The sequence below is a fragment of the Alkaliphilus flagellatus genome (assembly GCF_018919215.1).
In the GTDB taxonomy this organism is placed as follows: Bacteria; Bacillota; Clostridia; order Peptostreptococcales; family Natronincolaceae; genus Alkaliphilus_B; species Alkaliphilus_B flagellatus.
Genome location: NZ_JAHLQK010000003.1, coordinates 296823 through 316525 on the forward strand (window position 1 = coordinate 296823; position 19703 = coordinate 316525).

General features: G+C 33.7%; 18 protein-coding genes, 1 riboswitch and 1 other annotated feature. Of the genes, 16 read left to right on the forward strand and 2 right to left on the reverse strand.

Going from position 1 to position 19703, the window contains the following annotated elements:
- The first annotated feature begins 48 nt into the window (after positions 1-48).
- Positions 49-1533, forward strand: coding sequence for an S-layer homology domain-containing protein (locus KQI88_RS08950; RefSeq protein WP_216416397.1), 1485 nt, complete (start codon positions 49-51; stop codon positions 1531-1533).
- A gap of 166 nt (positions 1534-1699) precedes the next feature.
- The gene (locus KQI88_RS08955) at positions 1700-3556 is read left to right on the forward strand and encodes an S-layer homology domain-containing protein (protein ID WP_216416399.1); all 1857 of its coding nucleotides are present in this window, start codon (positions 1700-1702) and stop codon (positions 3554-3556) included.
- 100 nt (positions 3557-3656) lie between these two features.
- Here the strand turns inward: KQI88_RS08955 and KQI88_RS08960 are convergent, their stop codons facing one another.
- On the reverse strand, positions 3657-5018 hold the full coding sequence (locus KQI88_RS08960; protein WP_216416402.1) for a sodium-dependent transporter: 1362 nt from the start codon (positions 5016-5018) through the stop codon (positions 3657-3659).
- Positions 5019-5557: 539 nt separating this feature from the next.
- A complete protein-coding gene (locus tag KQI88_RS08965; RefSeq protein ID WP_216416405.1) occupies positions 5558-6937 on the reverse strand; it encodes a sodium-dependent transporter in 1380 nt (459 codons plus the stop codon).
- Positions 6938-7322: 385 nt separating this feature from the next.
- On the opposite strand from KQI88_RS08965, the gene kal reads away from it, so the two are divergent.
- The 14 genes from kal to rho all read left to right on the forward strand — a co-directional run bounded on the left by kal (position 7323) and on the right by rho (position 19676).
- Positions 7323-7703 (forward strand): 3-aminobutyryl-CoA ammonia lyase, encoded by a 381-nt coding sequence (gene kal / locus KQI88_RS08970; RefSeq protein WP_216416408.1) that lies wholly within the window; start codon positions 7323-7325, stop codon positions 7701-7703.
- Between the two features lie 87 nt (positions 7704-7790).
- Complete coding sequence (gene kce, locus KQI88_RS08975; RefSeq protein ID WP_216416410.1) at positions 7791-8600, forward strand: 3-keto-5-aminohexanoate cleavage enzyme; 810 nt, start codon at positions 7791-7793, stop codon at positions 8598-8600.
- A 12-nt stretch (positions 8601-8612) separates the two neighbouring features.
- Entirely contained in the window at positions 8613-9257 is a 645-nt protein-coding gene (fsa, locus tag KQI88_RS08980) for a fructose-6-phosphate aldolase (RefSeq protein ID WP_216416413.1), read from the forward strand.
- A 45-nt stretch (positions 9258-9302) separates the two neighbouring features.
- Positions 9303-9480: riboswitch (cobalamin riboswitch) on the forward strand.
- A 236-nt stretch (positions 9481-9716) separates the two neighbouring features.
- Positions 9717-10448, forward strand: a complete 732-nt coding sequence (locus tag KQI88_RS08985; RefSeq protein ID WP_216416415.1) for an energy-coupling factor ABC transporter permease — start codon at positions 9717-9719, stop codon at positions 10446-10448.
- On the forward strand, positions 10432-10725 hold the full coding sequence (locus KQI88_RS08990; RefSeq protein WP_216416417.1) for an energy-coupling factor ABC transporter substrate-binding protein: 294 nt from the start codon (positions 10432-10434) through the stop codon (positions 10723-10725). Before KQI88_RS08985 ends, KQI88_RS08990 begins: the two co-directional genes overlap by 17 nt.
- On the forward strand, positions 10709-11392 hold the full coding sequence (gene cbiQ, locus KQI88_RS08995) for a cobalt ECF transporter T component CbiQ (RefSeq protein ID WP_246579216.1): 684 nt from the start codon (positions 10709-10711) through the stop codon (positions 11390-11392). Before KQI88_RS08990 ends, cbiQ begins: the two co-directional genes overlap by 17 nt.
- Positions 11393-12196: an energy-coupling factor ABC transporter ATP-binding protein gene (locus KQI88_RS09000; protein WP_216416419.1), complete on the forward strand. Its 804-nt coding sequence runs from the start codon at positions 11393-11395 to the stop codon at positions 12194-12196. It abuts the gene before it with no gap.
- Positions 12197-12272: 76 nt separating this feature from the next.
- On the forward strand, positions 12273-13052 hold the full coding sequence (locus tag KQI88_RS09005; RefSeq protein ID WP_216416420.1) for a sirohydrochlorin cobaltochelatase: 780 nt from the start codon (positions 12273-12275) through the stop codon (positions 13050-13052).
- Between the two features lie 136 nt (positions 13053-13188).
- Entirely contained in the window at positions 13189-14193 is a 1005-nt protein-coding gene (glpX, locus tag KQI88_RS09010; RefSeq protein ID WP_216416422.1) for a class II fructose-bisphosphatase, read from the forward strand.
- Between the two features lie 164 nt (positions 14194-14357).
- Positions 14358-15326, forward strand: a complete 969-nt coding sequence (gene glpX, locus KQI88_RS09015; protein ID WP_216416425.1) for a class II fructose-bisphosphatase — start codon at positions 14358-14360, stop codon at positions 15324-15326.
- Positions 15327-15406: 80 nt separating this feature from the next.
- Positions 15407-15674, forward strand: a binding site (T-box leader).
- A gap of 55 nt (positions 15675-15729) precedes the next feature.
- Positions 15730-16581, forward strand: coding sequence for an amino acid ABC transporter substrate-binding protein (locus KQI88_RS09020; protein WP_216416426.1), 852 nt, complete (start codon positions 15730-15732; stop codon positions 16579-16581).
- Between the two features lie 24 nt (positions 16582-16605).
- Entirely contained in the window at positions 16606-17247 is a 642-nt protein-coding gene (locus tag KQI88_RS09025; RefSeq protein ID WP_216416429.1) for an amino acid ABC transporter permease, read from the forward strand.
- 11 nt (positions 17248-17258) lie between these two features.
- On the forward strand, positions 17259-18005 hold the full coding sequence (locus tag KQI88_RS09030) for an amino acid ABC transporter ATP-binding protein (RefSeq protein WP_216416432.1): 747 nt from the start codon (positions 17259-17261) through the stop codon (positions 18003-18005).
- Between the two features lie 288 nt (positions 18006-18293).
- On the forward strand, positions 18294-19676 hold the full coding sequence (gene rho / locus KQI88_RS09035) for a transcription termination factor Rho (protein WP_330656158.1): 1383 nt from the start codon (positions 18294-18296) through the stop codon (positions 19674-19676).
- Positions 19677-19703 lie beyond the last annotated feature (27 nt).

The window sequence follows — 19703 nt, forward strand, 5'->3', positions numbered from 1 at the left end:
AAAGCTCAAAATTGATTACTTATAGTACATAATAAAAGGAGGGATATTTTGAAAAGGGTTATCTTAATTTTAATGATACTAAGTTTAATTATTGTACCAGTAAATGTTATTGCTTCCCCTCCTGAGTTTTCAGGTGGTGTTAACAACGAGTATGAATACGAAGAAGTGGTTTTTCTTACTGGCGAGCCAGTAAAGTTTATAGGTACTGTAAGCATAACCGAAAAAGATAAAACTGATTCAAAAACTATTAGCTACAGTTTTAAGCTAGTTCCAGAAGATAAGTCTATAAAAGGTAAGCTAGATCGTCGTATTTCCTATACTATTGCATACGATACCCGTAGTGATAAAGGACAAACTATAGGACAGATGAGTGTTAGTAGCTATAGAGAAACTATAGATGTAGATGAAGACCGCTTTGAATTAAAGGATTATCAGTTTTCAAAATCTGATGTTATTGACAACAGACCTGCTTCTGATTTTTCTTCAGGAAATATAAAGGGCCGTAAGGTTTATACTATTAACAAAACAGAAGGAGAGGCTATTGTAGACATTAGTGGTGGTAGTGTTGGATATGAAAACTTTTGGGGTGCAACGGAAACCCAAATTATCGATTTTGTATTTGACATAGAAAGACAGGCAGTAGAAGATCGACGATCCACTAGGTGGCAAGGCACTGTAAGAAGTCAAGTTTCTGATAGTATGACTAAGGAACTTAGATATAGTGATAACGAAGCAAATCTTTCTAGCTTTAATGGCGGATATATTAGAACAACCAATAGTGAGATTGTATCTAAGTACGAATATGATCTTCCGCTAATAGACAGAAATGGAATAAATAATAAGAGACGGGATCGTGGAACAATATCATTATCGAAGCAAAAGGTTCCTAAAATTGAAAGACTGATAGTCCCTAAATTTAGAGATTTAGGAGGACATTGGGCGGAAGGTCACATTAATAAGCTATATTCATTAGATGTATTTGATGAAGTATCTACCTTCTTTGTACCTGATGTACCTATGACTAGGGAAGAGTTTACAAGGGCAGTTATTAGAGCAAGTGATATTAGACCTACTGAGGAGCCAAAAAAGCGAACTAGTTCGAGGAGAAAAGAGCCAGAGGTTTCACCATTTGTAGATGTTGCAGTAGAAGATATTAATTATGAATACATTAAAAATGGAGTTGCAAAGGGAATAATTCAAGGTATATCTGAGAATAAATTTGCACCTAAAGATTCATTAACTAGAGCTCAAGCTATTACTATTATTATCCGTGTACTAGGCTTCGAAAGTAAAGCGCCTACTCCAGGCTACTCTACATCGTTTTCTGATGATAGACTAATACCAGCATGGGCTAAGGATAGTGTTTATATGGCAAAGGAAATAGGCTTAGTACAAGGAGATCAGTTAAATAGGATAAATCCGAATCAGGTATTAACTCGTGCCGAGGCTTCCGCTATGCTAGTAAGATTTTTAGAGTTTTTAGAGAAAGACCTACAGCAGGATTATAGAGAAAATATTATTTTATTTAATTAAGTACGAGAATGTTTTTCTCTAATAATAGAGAGGGACATTCTCGCTTTTATTACAAAACAATGACAAATTATAATATATTAATAAAGATGAAGGAAAAACAAGGTTTGTGTAGAATTATATACTAAATATAAAAATGAGAAATATATAAGAGGAGGAGAAAAAAATAATGAATCGAACAAAATTTAGGACAGTCGTTGCTATGGTTACACTATCTGTTATGCTAAGTAGCGCCTTATCCTTTGCTGCATCAACAGTTTTTACTGATATTAGCGGTCATTGGGCAAAGGAATATATAGAGGATATTTATAATCGTAAACTTACAACGGGTTACCCAGATGCTACATTTAAGCCACAAGGAAACATTACAAAGCTAGAGGCTATAGTTATGATAGCTAAGCTTATGGGCTATACCGATAATGAGGCGGAATATTATACAAATAAATATAAGCAAGAATTAGAACAATATAAGATTCCGGCTTGGGCTCAAGGTGCCACTGCCTATGCTCTTTTTAATGATATTTTATTAAAGGAGGATTTAACTGGTTTAGTATCCTCTGGTAAAAATATAGATGCTAAGCGTCATGAAGTAGCTACTTATATTGGAAGGGTTCTACAGTACGGAGCTGGTGAACAGATCGGAACTATATATGTAATTCCTTATATAGATGAAATGAGTATTCCAACAGTAGCTGCACCTTATATTGATTTATTATTAAAAAAAGGAATATTGGATAAGGAAAGTAATAATGGACGTTTCTTACCTAACAATTTGATAAGTAGGGCAGAAGTTTCTAAGCTTGCTTCATTGGCTGCTAAAATTTTGGATAAAGGCTCAAACAGCAATCCTACAACACCACCTCCTACAACGCTACCTCCTACAAATACAGTAAGAGAAACGATTAATGGAGAGGTAGATAATGTTATTTTAGGTACTAAAAATATTATTTCTATAGCAAATGGAAGTAAGCAGCAGATTTATGATATTGCTTCTAATGCAAATATTACTGTTGATGGTAAAACTGCTACTGCAAAGCAACTAGAAATAGGACAGTCGGTAACTGCTATAGTTGAAGATGACATTATAATAGATATAAAGGCAATTACAACTGAAGAAGTATTAGAAGGTTATTTTTATTATTACTTAGAGGGAAGAGATCCTAAGGTATTTATTAAGGATGATAAAGATAATGTAAAGGGATTATCTTTTACCACGAACAGTAAGGTATACTTAATGGATAAGTCTGTTAATATAAAAGACTTAACTCCAGGTGATATAATTTATATTACACATATTGATGAAGAAATAATTAAAATAGAGGCTGAAACGAAGGAAAAAACTCTAGATGGTGTAGTTAAATCTAAGGGCGGCAGTAAGGATAAATATACTTTAGAGGTGCTACTAGACGACAATACTAGAGAGACATTTACTATTACTTCTAAAGCTACTTTAAAAAGAGATCGTAAGACTGTATCCTTTGATGAAATAAAAGTAGGTGATGAGGTAAAAATTACTAAAGAGTATGAAACGGTAACCTATATAAATGCTTCTAGTGTACAGGAGACTGTGGAAGGTTATATTAAAAAAATTGATATTGGACAGAAAACGGAAATAACTATCGAAAAAGAGGATAAAACTACGGAAACATTTGTATTAACACCTAATACTACAATAATGATAGAAGATGAAAAGGCTGGAATTTACGATTTAAGACTGAATTATGAGGTAGAGCTAGAAATAGAAAATGGTGAAGTAGTAAGTATGGAAACCTATCGTAAGCTTAAAGGTACTAGCTACGAAGGTAAGGTTACCTATATGGATTCTAGAAAAGGGAATATAGAACTTCAAGTAGGGGCACGAGAGGAAATAATAGTAGATGTAGATGACAATACTATTTATAATGATGAGGATGGAAGGATAATAAGATTTAGAGATATAAATATAGGGGACGAAATAGTTGTTTATGCAGAGGATAATGGTAACTATATAGTAGCAAAAAGAGTATTGATTATGATAAGAAGATAAAAATAAAAAAATTACTCTAATTAATTTTAGGGTAATTTTTTATTTAAATTACAAAAACAAAACCTCTAAGGACTAGTCCCTAGAGGTTTTAAAAGTTTAATTAGAATAATGTTATAACACTTTGCATTAATATAAAGCCTATAGCTATTGGTGCTACCCATTTAATGATAAAGCTCCAAGTTGGTGCAAGACCAAACTTGATTTTGCCATTGTTTGTAGCTTCAGCTACAGCTTTGTCAGTACCCCAGAACCAGCCAATGAAGATACATAGTAATAATCCACTAAGCGGTAAAAGAAGGTTTTCTGCAAAGAAGCTCATTGAGTCAAAGAAGTTCAAACCGTTAATAAATGTTATATGTCCCCAAACTCCATTTGCTAAAGAAGAAGGAACACCTATAACAAACGCAAGAACTCCTAAAAGGATTGTTGCAGCTTTACGGTTCCACTTAAGCTCGTCTACAAAGAAAGATACTGCGGACTCTAATAGAGAAATTGAAGATGTAACAGCTGCAAATAAAACTAATAAAAAGAATAGTATTGCAAAGAAAGATCCTAAAGGCATCTTAGCAAATACACCTGGTAATGTGATGAAAATAAGTCCAGGTCCACCAGCTGGGTCAAATCCTAAAGCAAATACTGCTGGTAAAATTGTAAGTCCTGCTAATAAAGCTACTGCTGTATCAATTGCAGGAATAAAGAATGAACTTTCTGGAAGACTTTCATTTTTTCCTAGGTAACTACCATAGGTAATTATAACACCCATACCAAGACTTAAAGAGAAGAATACTTGTCCTAAAGCCGCTAGAACAACACTTAAATTAAGTTTTGAAAAATCTGGTTTTAATAGATATTCTACCCCTGCCATAGCTCCAGGAAGTGTGATAGATCTTACCATAATTACAATCATCATTATAAATAATCCAGGCATTAAAATTTTACTAAACTTCTCGATACCACCACTAATTCCACCCATAACTATAGCTAATGTCATAAGCATGAAAATACCGTGGTAAATAAGAGGCTCAACTGGGCTACTTATAAATGCAGTAAATACACCTTCAAGTGCACCAAGGTCTGTTGTATTAAATCCACCTTGGAAAGCTGTAACGATATACTTGATTATCCATCCACCGATAACACTATAAAATGTTAAAATTAAATATGATGCCAATACTCCGATGAAACCAACCCAGGCCCACTTTTTTCTAAGCTTTCTATAGGCGCCTACAGGGCTTAACTGTGTATGTCTACCTAATACAAGCTCTGCCATCATTAGTGTAAAACCAATTATTAATACTAACGCAAGGTATACTAAAACGAATACCCCTCCACCATTTTGACCTGCAGTATAAGGGAACTTCCAAAGGTTACCTAGTCCAACAGCAGAACCAGCAGCAGCAAGGATAAATCCAAGCTTGGAACCCCACTGATCTCTTTCTTGCTTTTCCTTTAAATCCGTCATAACCTAACCTCCTAATAAAAAATTTTGAAAATAATAAAAATTAAAGATAAAAAAATAAAACTTAAAAAATGTAATAGATTAGAACTTATTATAATGCCGATGTAACAAGTATTACTTAATTATTCACCTCCTTGTGATAGATTTTATATAGAGCGTATCCTTACTAATTTAAAGGATAATTATCTAATTCAAATATTTTCGTAATTCATATTAAAATAATTTAGTAAGCTATAAATAAAAAATAAATATGAAAGAATATACAAACAATTTAGTATACAAGTACAATTTTAAAATTTAAAAAGGTTCGCTCTTCATATTTAATAATTATATATATGCATGTCGAAAAATGCAAGCGTTAATTTTTTGACAATACTTAATTTTTAAAGAAAAGATATTTGTAAATATATATCAAAAAAAGGCACCCTTTAATAAAAGGATGCATTATATTATGGAGGTATTATATTTTTTATCTTATCTCTTTATATCACTAATCCTTTTTAATAAGGGAGCACAACATTTATAAGGAAATTGTATCATTATTAGAATAGTCCTTTAATGATATCTAGTAATCCTGTAGAGTTTAGGAAAACAATGCCTATAGCAACAGGTGCAACCCATTTCACTAAGAAACCCCAGAAAGGAGCTAGTTTAAATGCAAGTTTTCCTTGGTTAGAAGCTTCTTTAATGGCATTCTCAAGACCCCATACCCAACCTATAAAGATACACATTAGCATTCCACCTAAAGGAAGCAGAATATTACTTGCTGTAAAGTCTAGGGAGTCGAATATATCTCTTCCACCAACTATTTTAATATTAGACCATACTCCAAGTCCTAGGGATGCAGTAGCCCCTACTAAGAAAATAATAGCTGCCATAGTAAATGTTGCTTTCTTACGTTCCCATCTAAATTCATCTACCATATAAGAAACAGTTACTTCTAATAAGGAAATAGCTGATGTTAAAGCCGCAAATAGAACTAATACAAAGAATATGAATGCAAATAAGCTACCAAGCGGCATTTTTGAAAATACAGCAGGAAGTGTAACAAACAGAAGTCCTGGACCTTCACCCGGATTAAATCCAAATGCGAATACTGCTGGTAAGATGGTTAATCCTGCAAGTAAAGCTATAGCTGTATCTAACAATGGTATAATCATAGCGCTTTGTACTATATCTTCATCCTTGCTTAAGTAGCTACCATAGGTGATCATACATCCCATACCAAGGCTTAGGGAGAAAAAAACTTGACCTAGAGCTGCTAAAATAACTTCACCATTAATTTTTGAGAAGTCTGGCGCCAATAGGAATTTAACTCCTTCCATAGCTCCTTCAAGGGTAAGAGCGCGAAGCATAACGATAAACATCATAATAAATAGTGCAGGCATTAATATTTTAGAAGCTTTTTCAATTCCTCCACTAATACCGCCGATAACTATAGCTAAAGTAATAATCATAAAAATTGCGTGATAAATAAGTGGCTCAACAGGATTAGTAATTAATCCGGTAAATAGCCCTCCAAGTACATCTACATCTGCAGTGCTGAATACACCAGTAACTGATTTAATTATATAATTTATTACCCATCCACCAACAACACTATAGAAAGAAAGAATTAAAAATCCAGCAAGTACACCCATAGCACCTAACCATGACCACTTTTCACTAAGTTTTTTATAGGCACCTACAGCACTTAACTGAGTATGTCTACCTATGGCTATTTCTGCTAGCATTAAGGTAAATCCTACTAATAATAGAATAATGAAATATACAAAAACAAATGCACCACCACCATTTTTACCAGCCATGTATGGGAATTTCCAAAGGTTACCTAAGCCTATTGCTGAGCCAGCAGCTGCCATAATGAATCCAAATCTGGAACCCCACTGATCCCTTGCTTTCTTTTCATTTAAATCGACCATAAATTACCCTCCCTTAACTATTTTCTAGTATAATTGAATTTTGTCGAATCTTTCAAAAATCACCTCCTAATAATAGGTTAAATTAATAATATTCAAAAGATTTAGAATAATTACTTATATTATAATTTTATTTTTACTAAGATGCAAGTGATATATTTTTAACTAACTCGGAATTTTTTTTGAAATATTAACTAAATATTAACTAAAAATGAAAAACATTTAAATTTTTAAACAATTCAATTAACTATCTTTAAAAAGAGGATTTTGTTGTTAAATAAAGAATATAGAATATAGAATATAATATATTAGAAATCAATAATATTTATTTAATTGTATGCAGAGAAACTTAAAGTTAATTATAATAATAAATAGGGGAGGTAAAATAATGAAGTCTATGATTAGAATGAGGATGAGCACAGCAGATGCACACTATGGTGGAAATTTAGTAGATGGTGCGAAAATGCTTCAGCTTTTTGGTGATGTGGCAACAGAACTTCTTATTAGAAATGATGGGGACGAAGGACTCTTTGTAGGCTACGAAAGTGTAGAGTTTACAGCGCCTGTATATGCAGGAGATTATATAGAAGCAGTTGGTGAAATTACTAATGTTGGTAACTCATCTAGAAAGATGACATTTGAGGCTAGAAAAGTTATTGTTCCTAGACCAGACATTAGTGACTCTGCCTGTGATGTACTAGAAGAGGCTATAGTTGTTTGTAAAGCAGTAGGTACCTGCGTAGTACCTAAGGCTAAACAAAGAAAATAATACAAAGCAGACTGTAGGAAGGTTTTGTTTATTGCATTTGGGTTTAGAGAAAACATATCCTTAGTATGAATTTAAAGGGGGATTTAAATGGATAAATTAATTATTACAGCTGCTTTAACAGGGGCAGAAGTAACTAGAAAAAATCAACCTAACTTGCCATTAACACCAGATGAAATTGCAGAGGCGGCTTATCAGTGTTACTTAGCAGGAGCTTCTATAGTACATATTCATGCACGAGATAAAGAAGGTAATCCAACTCAATCATATGATGTATATAAGGAAATAAAAGAAAAGATAGAATCAAAATGTAATATTATTTTTCAGCCTTCTACAGGGGGGGCAGTTTGGCATGGGCCAGACGAAAGACTACAGCCTGTAGAATTAAAACCTGAAATGGCTACACTTAGTGCTGGTACATGTAACTTTGGTCCAGATGTTTTCATGAACTCACAGGAGTATATAGAAAAGTTTGCTATTAGAATGAAGGAACTAGGTGTAAAGCCTGAAATTGAAGTTTTTGAAAGAGGAATGATTGAAAACGCTAAAAGCCTTGTTAAAAAAGGGCTAGTAGATACACCATTACATTTTGATTTTGTACTTGGGGTTCCTGGAGCTTGTCCAGCTACAGCAGAAGACCTTATGTATATGGTAAAGTCTATTCCTGAAGGTTCTACTTGGACTGTGGCAGGTATAGGTAGACATGAGCTACCCCTAGCCACAATGGGGATTTTGCTAGGCGGTCATGTTAGGGTAGGCTTTGAAGATAATGTTTATTATGGAAGAGGACAGTTAGCAGAATCAAATGCTCAATTGGTGGAAAGAATAGTTAGAATAGCAAAGGAATTAGGTAGGGAAATTGCTACTCCTGATGAAGCTAGAGAAATATTAAAAATTTAGGCGGTGATAGTTTTGAAATTATTTATAGACAGTGCAAATATAGACGAGATTAGAGAAATAAGCAAATGGGGGATTCTATCAGGTGTTACTACAAATCCGTCCCTTATTGCAAAAGAAGGAAGAGATTTAAAACAGGTTATAGAGGAAATTACACAATTGGTGGACGGTCCTATTAGTGCAGAAGTTGTAGGTGAAACTGCAGAGGAAATGGTAAATGAAGCTGAAGATCTTATAAAAATTCATTCAAACGTAGTTATTAAAGTACCTATGACAGAGGAAGGGCTAAAAGCTGTAAGTAACTTTAGTAGTAGGGGAATAAAAACAAATGTGACTCTAGTTTTTTCAGCTACTCAAGCTTTATTAGCGGCTAGAGCAGGTGCTAGTTTTGTAAGTCCGTTTCTTGGACGATTGGATGATATCGGTTATGATGGGGTTCAATTAGTTGAAGAGATTGCTCACATTTTTGAGGTGCATAATATTAATACAGAAATAATTGCTGCAAGTACTCGCCATAATCTTCATGTAGTAGATGCAGCTAAGGCTGGATCCCATATAGCGACTATACCATATAATATATTAAAGCAAATGCTTAAGCATCCTTTAACAGATATAGGTATAGAGAAGTTTCTAGCCGATTGGGAAAAGACTAAAAGATAAATATTGTAGAAACTTTTGTTATATGATACCATATTAGGTGAAAAATGAATATTGAAAACTTTAGGTTCTTTTTGATTAATAGGGAAATCGGTGAAAATCCGATACAGCCCCCGCTACTGTAAGTGGAGACGAAATTAACTTTTGCCACTGGATTTTATCTGGGAAGGTGTTAAAAGTAGGATGAACCACAAGTCAGGAGACCTGCCTAATAGTTTATATGTAGTAACCTTCGGAGGGAAGGGTGACTTATATTTTGTCGACTGTTAATTTAAGTGTATATTTTAAAGTGTACATTTTGATAGACTTGGCAAAGGGTCCCTAACATAGAAGGTTGGGGACCTTTTTGTTTCTCCAACATATTTTCTGTGTTTCCCTCTTACTGATGTTATTAGGTTAGAAACTAATAAGCACTGAAGGCATAATACTAAATGCCTTTAAATAAAAGTGAGAGGTGATTTTATGAAAAACAAAAAAACAGTACTTTTATCCATCGCATTGCTTCTAGTAATAACTCCAGAAGTGGTACATGCAATGCACATTATGGAAGGCTTTTTACCTGCTAAGTGGGCGATTTTATGGTCCGCTGTTACTATTCCATTTTTTATAATTGGAATAAAAAAGGTAAGTACCATTTTAAAGGAGGATACCAATAAAAAGGTGCTATTAGGTTTAGCAGGAGGTTTTGTGTTTGTTTTATCCGCACTTAAAATACCATCGGTAACAGGCAGTTCGTCTCATCCTACTGGAGTAGGATTGGGAGCAATACTATTTGGACCCACTACTATGACTGTTATAGGAATAATTGTTTTACTATTTCAAGCATTACTACTTGCCCATGGTGGATTAACTACATTGGGAGCTAATGGATTTTCAATGGCAGTTGCAGGCCCCTTTGTATCCTACTTTATTTATAGGATACTTAAGAAAAAAAATGTAAATATGACCTTTACTGTATTTTTTGCTGCTTGTATTGGTAACTTAATTACTTATGTTGTTACGGCCTTCCAACTAGCATTGGCATTTCCCGATCCTATTTCGGGTTTCCTTGGTTCTTTAGGAAAATTTTTAACAGTATTTGCAGTTACACAAATTCCATTGGCTATAGTGGAAGGATTACTTACAAGTATTATTTATAATTTATTAGCAGAATACAACAAGGAAGGAGTCGTTAGCCTTGAAACAATTAAGTAAAAAGAATTTATTGCTTTTTTTATTAGCTATTGTTGTTATAGTAGCCCCACTAATTATTAATAGCGGTGCTGAGTTTGAAGGGGCAGACGGTGAGGGTGAAGAGTTAATTCAAGTCATTGCCCCAGACTATGAGCCTTGGTTTGAAAGTATATGGGAGCCACCGAGTGGAGAAGTTGAAAGCTTGTTATTCTCTGTTCAGGTAGCAATTGGAGCAGGAGTAATAGGCTATATTTTAGGCTCCATGAAGGAGAAGAAAAAACTTGCTCTTAATAGATAAGTATGCACATACAAACAAGTTAACAAATTTTAACCCTATGGCAAAGTTTATCTTTGCTATAGGGCCCTTGAATATTGCAGTGTTAATAAATAATTTGTATATAAACATATCTATATTTTTTATTATGGCATTTTTAACTACTTTTGTAGCAAATATCCCATTTAGTAAATATTTTAGAATATTAATTATACCTTTTGGATTTTTAGCTATAAGTATTATTACTATATTAATAGGTATATCTGATGTAGATATATTTATTTGGAGCATTAAGATTTGGAGCAAGTACATAGGGATTACATATCAATCTTTAGAAGATGTACTGCATATTATTATGAGGGTATTGGCAGCCATATCTTCAACATTTTTTTTAGGATTAACTACACCTTTAAACAATATTATTAAGGTACTTAAAAAAATTAAAATTCCAAACTTGTTAATAGAGTTACTAGTATTGATATACAGATTTATTTTTATTTTTCTAGAAGAAGCAAATGAAATATATACTATTCAGGAGATGAAGTTTGGATATATAGGTTTTAAAAATAGCTATAGATCTGTTTCATTACTTATTAAGCATTTATTTGTAAGGGTTTTAGTTAAGTATGAGAGCATGGTTATTGCCTTGGATAGTAAACTATACGATGGAGAATTTAAAATAGGTGATTAGATGATTAAGGTAGAGTCTTTAGAATTTAAATATGAAGATGGCACTAAGGCATTGGATAATATAAACATAGATTTAAACAAGGGAAAAACTATAGGAGTTATTGGAGCTAATGGTTCTGGAAAGTCTACACTGTTTCTAAATATGATAGGTATTTTAAAGCCTAATAAGGGCTGTGTAAAGTATAATGGCTCCAAAATAAACTACAACAAGAAATACTTAAGGGAATATAGAAGGAAGATTAATATTGTATTTCAAGACCCAGAAAAGCAATTGTTTTACTCTAATGTATATGATGACGTAGCCTTTCCCCTGAGAAATTTAAATATCCCCGAGGATGAAATTAAGGTAAGGGTTGAGGCTGCGCTTAAAAAGGTAAATGCCTATGAGTTTAAAGATAAACCAGTTCATTTTTTAAGCTATGGCCAGAAAAAAAGAGTTGCTATGGCAGGAGTATTAGTAATGGATTCTCAGGTAATATTGTTGGATGAACCAACTAGTGGATTAGATCCCCATATGACTAAGGAAATAAAAAATATAATTAAAGAAATAGCTATGGAAAAAAATATTGTAGTATCAAGTCATGATATGGACTTAATATATGACGTGTGCGACTATATTTATGTTTTAAGAAGAGGACAAATATTAGGAGAAGGACTAGCGGAAGAAGTATTTTTGAAGGAGAATTTATTAGAAATGGCTCTCCTAGAAAAACCTTGGCTAGTAAAGATCCATAAAATTTTAGGCACACCATTGTTTAAAACGGAAGAGCAATTATTTGATTATGGTATTCAAAAACATATATAAATTAAGAAGAGTATTAGAACTGTTAGGCATAAGATAAAAATTAGATTCTAAGGTACACAGAAGGAAAGGAGATACTATGAAAAAGGCTATTATTGTTGTTAGCTTTGGTACTACCTATGAGCTAACTAGAAAATTATGTATAGAAAGCATTGAAAACAGAATAAAGGAAAAATATGAAGATTTTTTAGTGGTTAGGGCATTTACTTCTCAAATGGTAATAAATAAATTAAAGAAAAGGGATAACTATTTTGTAGATAATCCAATGGAAGCCTTATATAGGATTAAGGAAGAGAAAATATATAATATATTTATTCAGCCCCTTCATATAATTCCTGGCTATGAGTATGAAAAATTATTAAAGCAAGTTGAAAGGTTTAATAGTGAAAATAGTGATTTTAATATAAAAATAGGTAAGCCCTTACTTTATGCAGATTCAGACTATATTAAGGTTGTAGAAGCACTAGACTTAGATGGAAACAATAAAGATAAGGCAATAGTATTTATGGGTCATGGTACAGAACATTCTGCCGACAATGCTTATATTAAACTAGAAGAAACATTTAATGAGAGATGGTATAAAAATATATACATTGGTACAGTAGAAGGCAATAAAACTATAGATGATATAGTTTGTCATTTAAGGGAAAATAATATTAAAAAAGTTGATTTAATGCCATTTATGCTAGTAGCAGGAGATCATGCCATAAATGATATGGCATCCGAGGAAGAAGACTCTTGGAGAAGTAGGCTTGTATCAGAGGGGATAGAAACAAATATAGTATTAAAGGGTCTAGGAGAAGTAGAAGGTATCCAAAACATATATATGGAGCATTTAGAAGATATATTAACAAAGTAATTTAGGGGAAAGGGAAGATAGATATATTTCCTTATTTTATAATAGGATAGCACATTATGGAATTTGTCAACCTAATTGACATACTTAAACCCATTCTATATACTTTTATTGTAATTAGGATGAGGAGGAATAGATAATGGATAGAAATTTGGCCCTAGAATTAGTCCGTGTAACAGAAACAGCTGCTTTGGCTTCTGCTGGTTATATGGGTAGGGGAGATAAGGAAGCAGCGGATCAGGCAGCAGTAGATGGTATGAGAAGAGCATTTTCAAGTTTTTCTATAAAAGGAACAGTTGTAATAGGTGAAGGTGAGCTTGATGAAGCTCCAATGTTATATATAGGTGAAGAGGTAGGATGTTGTAAGGATGGAGATATGGAAGTAGACATTGCAGTAGATCCATTAGAAGGAACAACTCTAATTGCAAAAGGACTCCCTAATGCTATTGCAGTATTAGCCATGGCACCAAAGGGGTGTTTACTGCACGCACCAGATACTTACATGAAAAAGATTGCTGTAGGCCCTAAAGCAAAGGGAGTAGTAGATATTAATGCATCTGTTAAGGATAACTTAGAAGCTGTGGCAAAGGCTTTAAATAAAAATATAGAAGATTTAACAGTAACAGTGCAAGATAGACCAAGACACGATCAACTTATTAAAGATATTCGTGATGCTGGTGCTAGAATTAAGCTTTTTAGTGATGGAGATGTGGCTACTGCAATTGCTACTGGTTTTGATGAGACTGGTATAGATATTATGATGGGTATAGGTGGTGCTCCGGAAGGGGTTATTGCTGCGGTAGCTCTTAAATGCTTAGGTGGAGATATGCAAGGCATACTATATCCTATGAGTCCAGAAGAGGATGCAAGATGTAGAGCTATGGGACTTTCTGAGGAAGATGTTAAGAAGGTACTATATCTTGATGATTTAGTAAGTAGTGAAGATTGTTTCTTCGCTGCAACCGGTATTACCCAAGGAGATCTTTTAAGTGGTGTTGTTTATACTGGAAACAACAGAGCTTCTACTCATTCTGTTGTTATGAGGGGACAAACTGGAACCATTCGTTTTGTAGAAGCAGACCATCGTTTAGATAAAAATGATACTTTAGTTGAAGTAATGAATAAACATAGAAAAATTAGATAATAATATGCCAATAATAGAGATAGTAATGTACTATCTCTATTTTGCTGTAATACCTACATCGGAAGTAGTATATATTATTTACAATTAATGTAACACAATTGATTGACGAAAATAATATAACACGAGTATAATATAAAGTAGAACAATAATTTGGGGGTGTAGTAATGGATAGAAATTTAGCGCTTAACCTAGTTAGAGTAACTGAGGCTGCATCAATTGGTGCTGCTAAATATATGGGTAGAGGAGATAAAAACGCTGCAGACCAAGCTGGTGTAGATGGAATGCGTAAAATGTTCCAAACAATGAGTATAGAAGGTGTGGTAGTTATTGGAGAAGGTGAAATGGACGAAGCACCTATGCTATATATAGGAGAAGTTGTTGGAGCAGGAGGACAAGGTGCTTCGAAGGTAGATATTGCAGTAGATCCTGTAGACGGTACTACTTCTGTAGCTAAGGGACTTCCTAATGCAATTGCTGTAGTAGCTATGGCTCCAAGAGGATGCTTATTAAATGCACCTGATATGTATATGGATAAAATTGCAGTAGGACCTAAGGTTGCTGGTAAAGTTCATATCGATGCACCAATACATGAAAATCTACGTATTACTGCTGAATCATTAAATAAAAGTATTACAGATTTAACTGTAACTATGCTAGATAGACCTAGACACGAAGATATAATAAGACAATGTCGTGAAGCAGGAGCAAGGATTAAACTATTTAGAGATGGTGATGTAGCTGCTGCCATGGCAACATGTTTTGATCATACTGGTGTGGATATTATGTTAGGTATCGGCGGTGCTCCTGAAGGGGTAATTGCAGCCGCTGCATTAAAATGCCTAGGCGGGGAGTTTCAAGGAAAGCTTGTTCCATATACAGATGAAGAGAGACAAAGATGTATTAAAATGGGAGCTAGTATAGAAAAAGTGTATTCTATGGAAGATTTAGTAAAAGGCAATGAAGTGTATTTTGCGGCTACAGGTATTTCAGATGGAGAATTATTAAAGGGTGTTGTTTATACTGGTAATAATACTGCTAAAACTCATTCTGTTGTTATGAGGGCGGAAACTGGTACCATCCGTTTTGTAGAAGCGATTCATAGATTAAATAAAAAGCCAAAGTATGCTTATTAGTTGAGAAATTTATTTTGAAAAAATGTTGACAAATATATTACAATAGTTTAATATATTTAACAATATACAATATATTTAATTAAAATGCGTTGATGAGAAATAGTAGAAATATCTATTCTTTTACAGAGAGTTCCCGGTTGGTGAGAGGGGCATTAGAAAATATTTTGAACACATCTCTGAGCTATGCACCGAACCCTTATGGTAGTAGACTGCATCGGGAAAATCTGCACCCGTTATCGTGCTAGAGTATAAGCAAGAAGCATTTTCTTGTCGTACTTGAAGAGATTGATACTGTGAAGTATCATTAAAAAGAGGTGGGACCACGTGAGTATAACTCTCGTCCTCTAGCTTTATGCTAGAGGCGGGAGTTTTTTTATTATGTAAAATTAAAGGGGAGAAAATTATGAGAAAAAGTATTGTTAATGTAGGAAGAGCAAATGAAGGTAAGCAAGGTTTCGGAAAAAGGTATAGTTTAATAACCGTATTGGTAGTTGTAATATTAACTCTCGTAGCATGTGGTAAAAGCCAAGCTAGTTCTAGTATGGATTTAGATCAAATTAATAAGAGAGGTTATATTATAATGGGTCTTGACGACACCTTTGCGCCTATGGGTTTTAGAAATAATGCAGGAGAATTAGTTGGATTTGACATTGATTTGGCTAAAGAAGTTTTTAAACGAGCAAACATAGAAGTAAGGTTTCAACCAATAGAATGGGCTATGAAAGAGACGGAGCTTAACACAGGTAATATTGATTTAATTTGGAATGGATATTCAATTACTGAAGAAAGAAAAGAAAAGGTGATTTTTACTAAACCTTATCTTGAAAATAAGCAGATAATTGTTACATTATCGGATTCAAAAATAGAAAATAAAGAAGACTTAAAAAATAAAAAAGTAGCTGTCCAAAATGGATCTAGTGCAATGGATGCTGTAATGAGAGAATCTGATGTAGTAGAAGAATTTGAAGGTGGAGAGCCACTATTATTCGATACAAACAACGAAGCCTTTATGGATCTAGAGGCTGGAAGAAGTGATGCTGTTGTAGCTGATGAAGTGCTTGCAAGATATTATGTTAAGCAAAAGGGAGATGAAAAGTACAGAATTTTAACAGAGGACTTTGGTAAAGAAGAGTATGGAATAGGAATTAGAAATACAAATAAAGATATTTTAAAATTACTTGATGATATTATAGATGAAATGAGATCAGATGGCTCCTATGACGAAATATATAGTAAATGGTTTAGTGAAAATTAATATAGTTCATAGGAGGTATAGAAAATGTCATATATATATTCGCTTTTGCCGTCTTTAACATCTGGGTTAAGTACTACCTTAGAAATATTTGCAGCAACACTACTGTTTTCTATGCCCTTAGGGTTTTGGGTGGCCTTGGGAAGGCTTTCAAAAATTAAAATAATAAGTAGAATAGTACAACTTTATATTTTAATTATGAGGGGAACACCATTAATGCTTCAACTTGTATTTGTATTCTTTGGATTTCCTTATATAGGAATAACTTTAGACAGAACAACAGCAGCATTATTAACCTTTATATTGAATTATGGAGCTTATTTCGGGGAGATTTTCAGAGGTGGTATTGAGTCAATAGATATTGGTCAATATGAAGGGGCCACTGTTCTAGGCTTAAGTAAGATAAGGACACTGACAAGAATAATACTTCCACAAATGGTTAAAAGAGTCCTTCCTTCTGTAGGAAACGAGGTAATTAACTTAGTCAAGGATACATCATTAGTATATGTTGTTGGCTTAGGGGAGCTTCTAAGGGCAGGCAAAATAGCATCTAATAGAGACGCTTCCCTTGTTCCATTAATGGTGGTAGGGGTATTTTATCTTCTCCTTATTTGGTTGCTAACGGAAGGGTTTAAGCAATTGGAAAAAAGATATAACTATTATTGCTAGGAGGGATATAGATGACTCTAAAAATTGAAGGTTTATATAAAAGCTTTGATGGAAATATTATATTAGATAATATATCATTTCAAATAAATAGAGGAGAAATTGTGACTGTGATAGGACCTTCTGGGGCAGGCAAAACAACCCTCTTAAGATGTATAAATGGTCTTGAAAAGTGTGATAGTGGAACAATTAAAATTGATGAATATTTTTTATGTAATGATAAGGAAGGAAGTATAGTTTATTGTAATAAGCAAGATATGAGAACAATAAGGAGAAAGGTAGGATATGTATTCCAGAGTTTCAACTTATTTCCCCATATAAATGTTATGGATAATATTGTTGAGGCACCTATCAATGTTTTAAAGATGAATAAAAAAACAGCTAAGGAAAAAGCAAAAATACTTTTGAATAAGCTGGGCTTAGAAGAAAAAGCCTATGTCTATCCTTTTCAGCTATCAGGTGGACAAAAACAGAGAGTTGCAATTGCAAGGGCTTGTGCCTTAGAACCAATAGTAATGTGTTTTGATGAGCCTACATCTGCACTAGATCCAGAAATGAGGGAGGGAATTGCTAGTATTATAGAAGGTTTGGCTAAACAAAATATGGCAATCCTTATAATAACCCACGATATGTTATTTGCAAAACGCGTTTCTCACAGAATGCTATTTATAGAAAATGGTAAGTTGATTGCAGAAGGTAGAAAGCAAAATAATTTTCAAGATGTTAATAACGAGAGGGTAATAAACTATATTAATAGCTAAAATCCATTATTTTGAAAATAGAATTATTGACTGAAGTTATTAATAATGATACAATCAGCATAATAGTGGGGTGCTTTATTTACCATCCCATAAGTAAAAACTTCAGTTCTGATGGAATTTTAATTCCACCAGAACGCGTGTCGAGCCGTGCTACATTGGCACAAGTACCCTTGGGTTATGTGGTTCTAGGAGATGTACTGTTATTGCTCCCTCTTATACAAAGGGGGAGTTTTAGAACTGTTACCTATCGGATAAAATTTGATTAGAAGATGTTTTGGAGGTGTAACATTGAGCAGTCCAGAGTTTGAACATATGAAATTATCGGACTTGAAAGAAATGGCAAAAAATTTAGGAATTAAAAACCTATCGAAATATAGAAAAGATGAATTAATTCAATTAATAGAAGACCAGCAGGAACAAGTGAATATAGAAGAAAAGCCTATGTTAACAAATTTAGATGAAAGTTCTAATGAAAATAATCTACAAGATGAACCTAAACTACAAGAAAGACGGATAAAGGGTTTGCCTAACCATTTGACCGATGAAATTCCACCGGGAGAAGAAGTTAATATAGCAGCGGGAATATTGGAAATTCATACAGATGGGTATGGATTTTTACGAAGAGAAAACTTTTTATCTAGCGATAGTGATATTTACATATCTCCTTCCCAAATTAGAAGATTTAACATGCGAACTGGTGACAAGATTACAGGTATTACAAGACCACCAAAGAGTGGTGAAAAATTTAAAGCTCTTCTTTATGTAAAAAGTATTAATGGACTTAACCCAGAGTCTGCTACAAGAAGACCTAATTTCGAAGATCTTACCCCTATTTATCCTAAGGAAAGAATCAATCTAGAAATAAATTCACAGGGCTTATCTACCAGATTAATCGATCTTATTGCACCTATTGGTAAAGGGCAAAGAGGTTTAATTGTTGCTCCTCCCAAAGCAGGGAAAACAGTTTTATTACAGACTATAGCCAATAGTATAGCTAAAAACTATCCTGATGTTGAAATTATTGTACTTCTTATAGATGAGCGTCCCGAGGAAGTAACTGATATGCAGCGTTCGATTCAGGCAGAGGTAGCCTATTCCACCTTCGATGAATTGCCAAGCCATCACATTAAAGTAGCAGAAATGGTATTAAATCGTGCTCAAAGATTAGTAGAGCATGGTAAGGATGTAGTAGTTTTATTAGATAGTATTACTCGACTTGCTAGGGCATACAATTTAACTATTCCACCTACTGGTAGAACTCTTTCAGGAGGATTAGATCCAGGGGCTCTTCATAAACCTAAGCGTTTCTTTGGTGCTGCGAGAAATCTTGAAGAGGGCGGAAGTCTTACAATTATTGCATCAGCGCTGGTTGAAACAGGCAGTAGAATGGATGATGTTATATTTGAAGAATTTAAGGGTACAGGTAATATGGAGCTTCATTTAGATCGTAAGCTGTCTGAAAAGAGAATTTTCCCAGCGGTAGATATCAACAAATCTGGTACAAGAAGGGAAGAATTACTATTAACTCAGGCTGAGCTTGAAACTATTTGGAGTATTAGAAGGGCTATGGGAAATAGTCCGGTACAGGATGTTACGGAGAAGATTATTAGTTCTCTTATTGAAACAAAAGATAATAAGCAGTTCATTGAAATGTTGAAAAAGCGAATATAGATGACTTAATAATACCTTGCACGCATA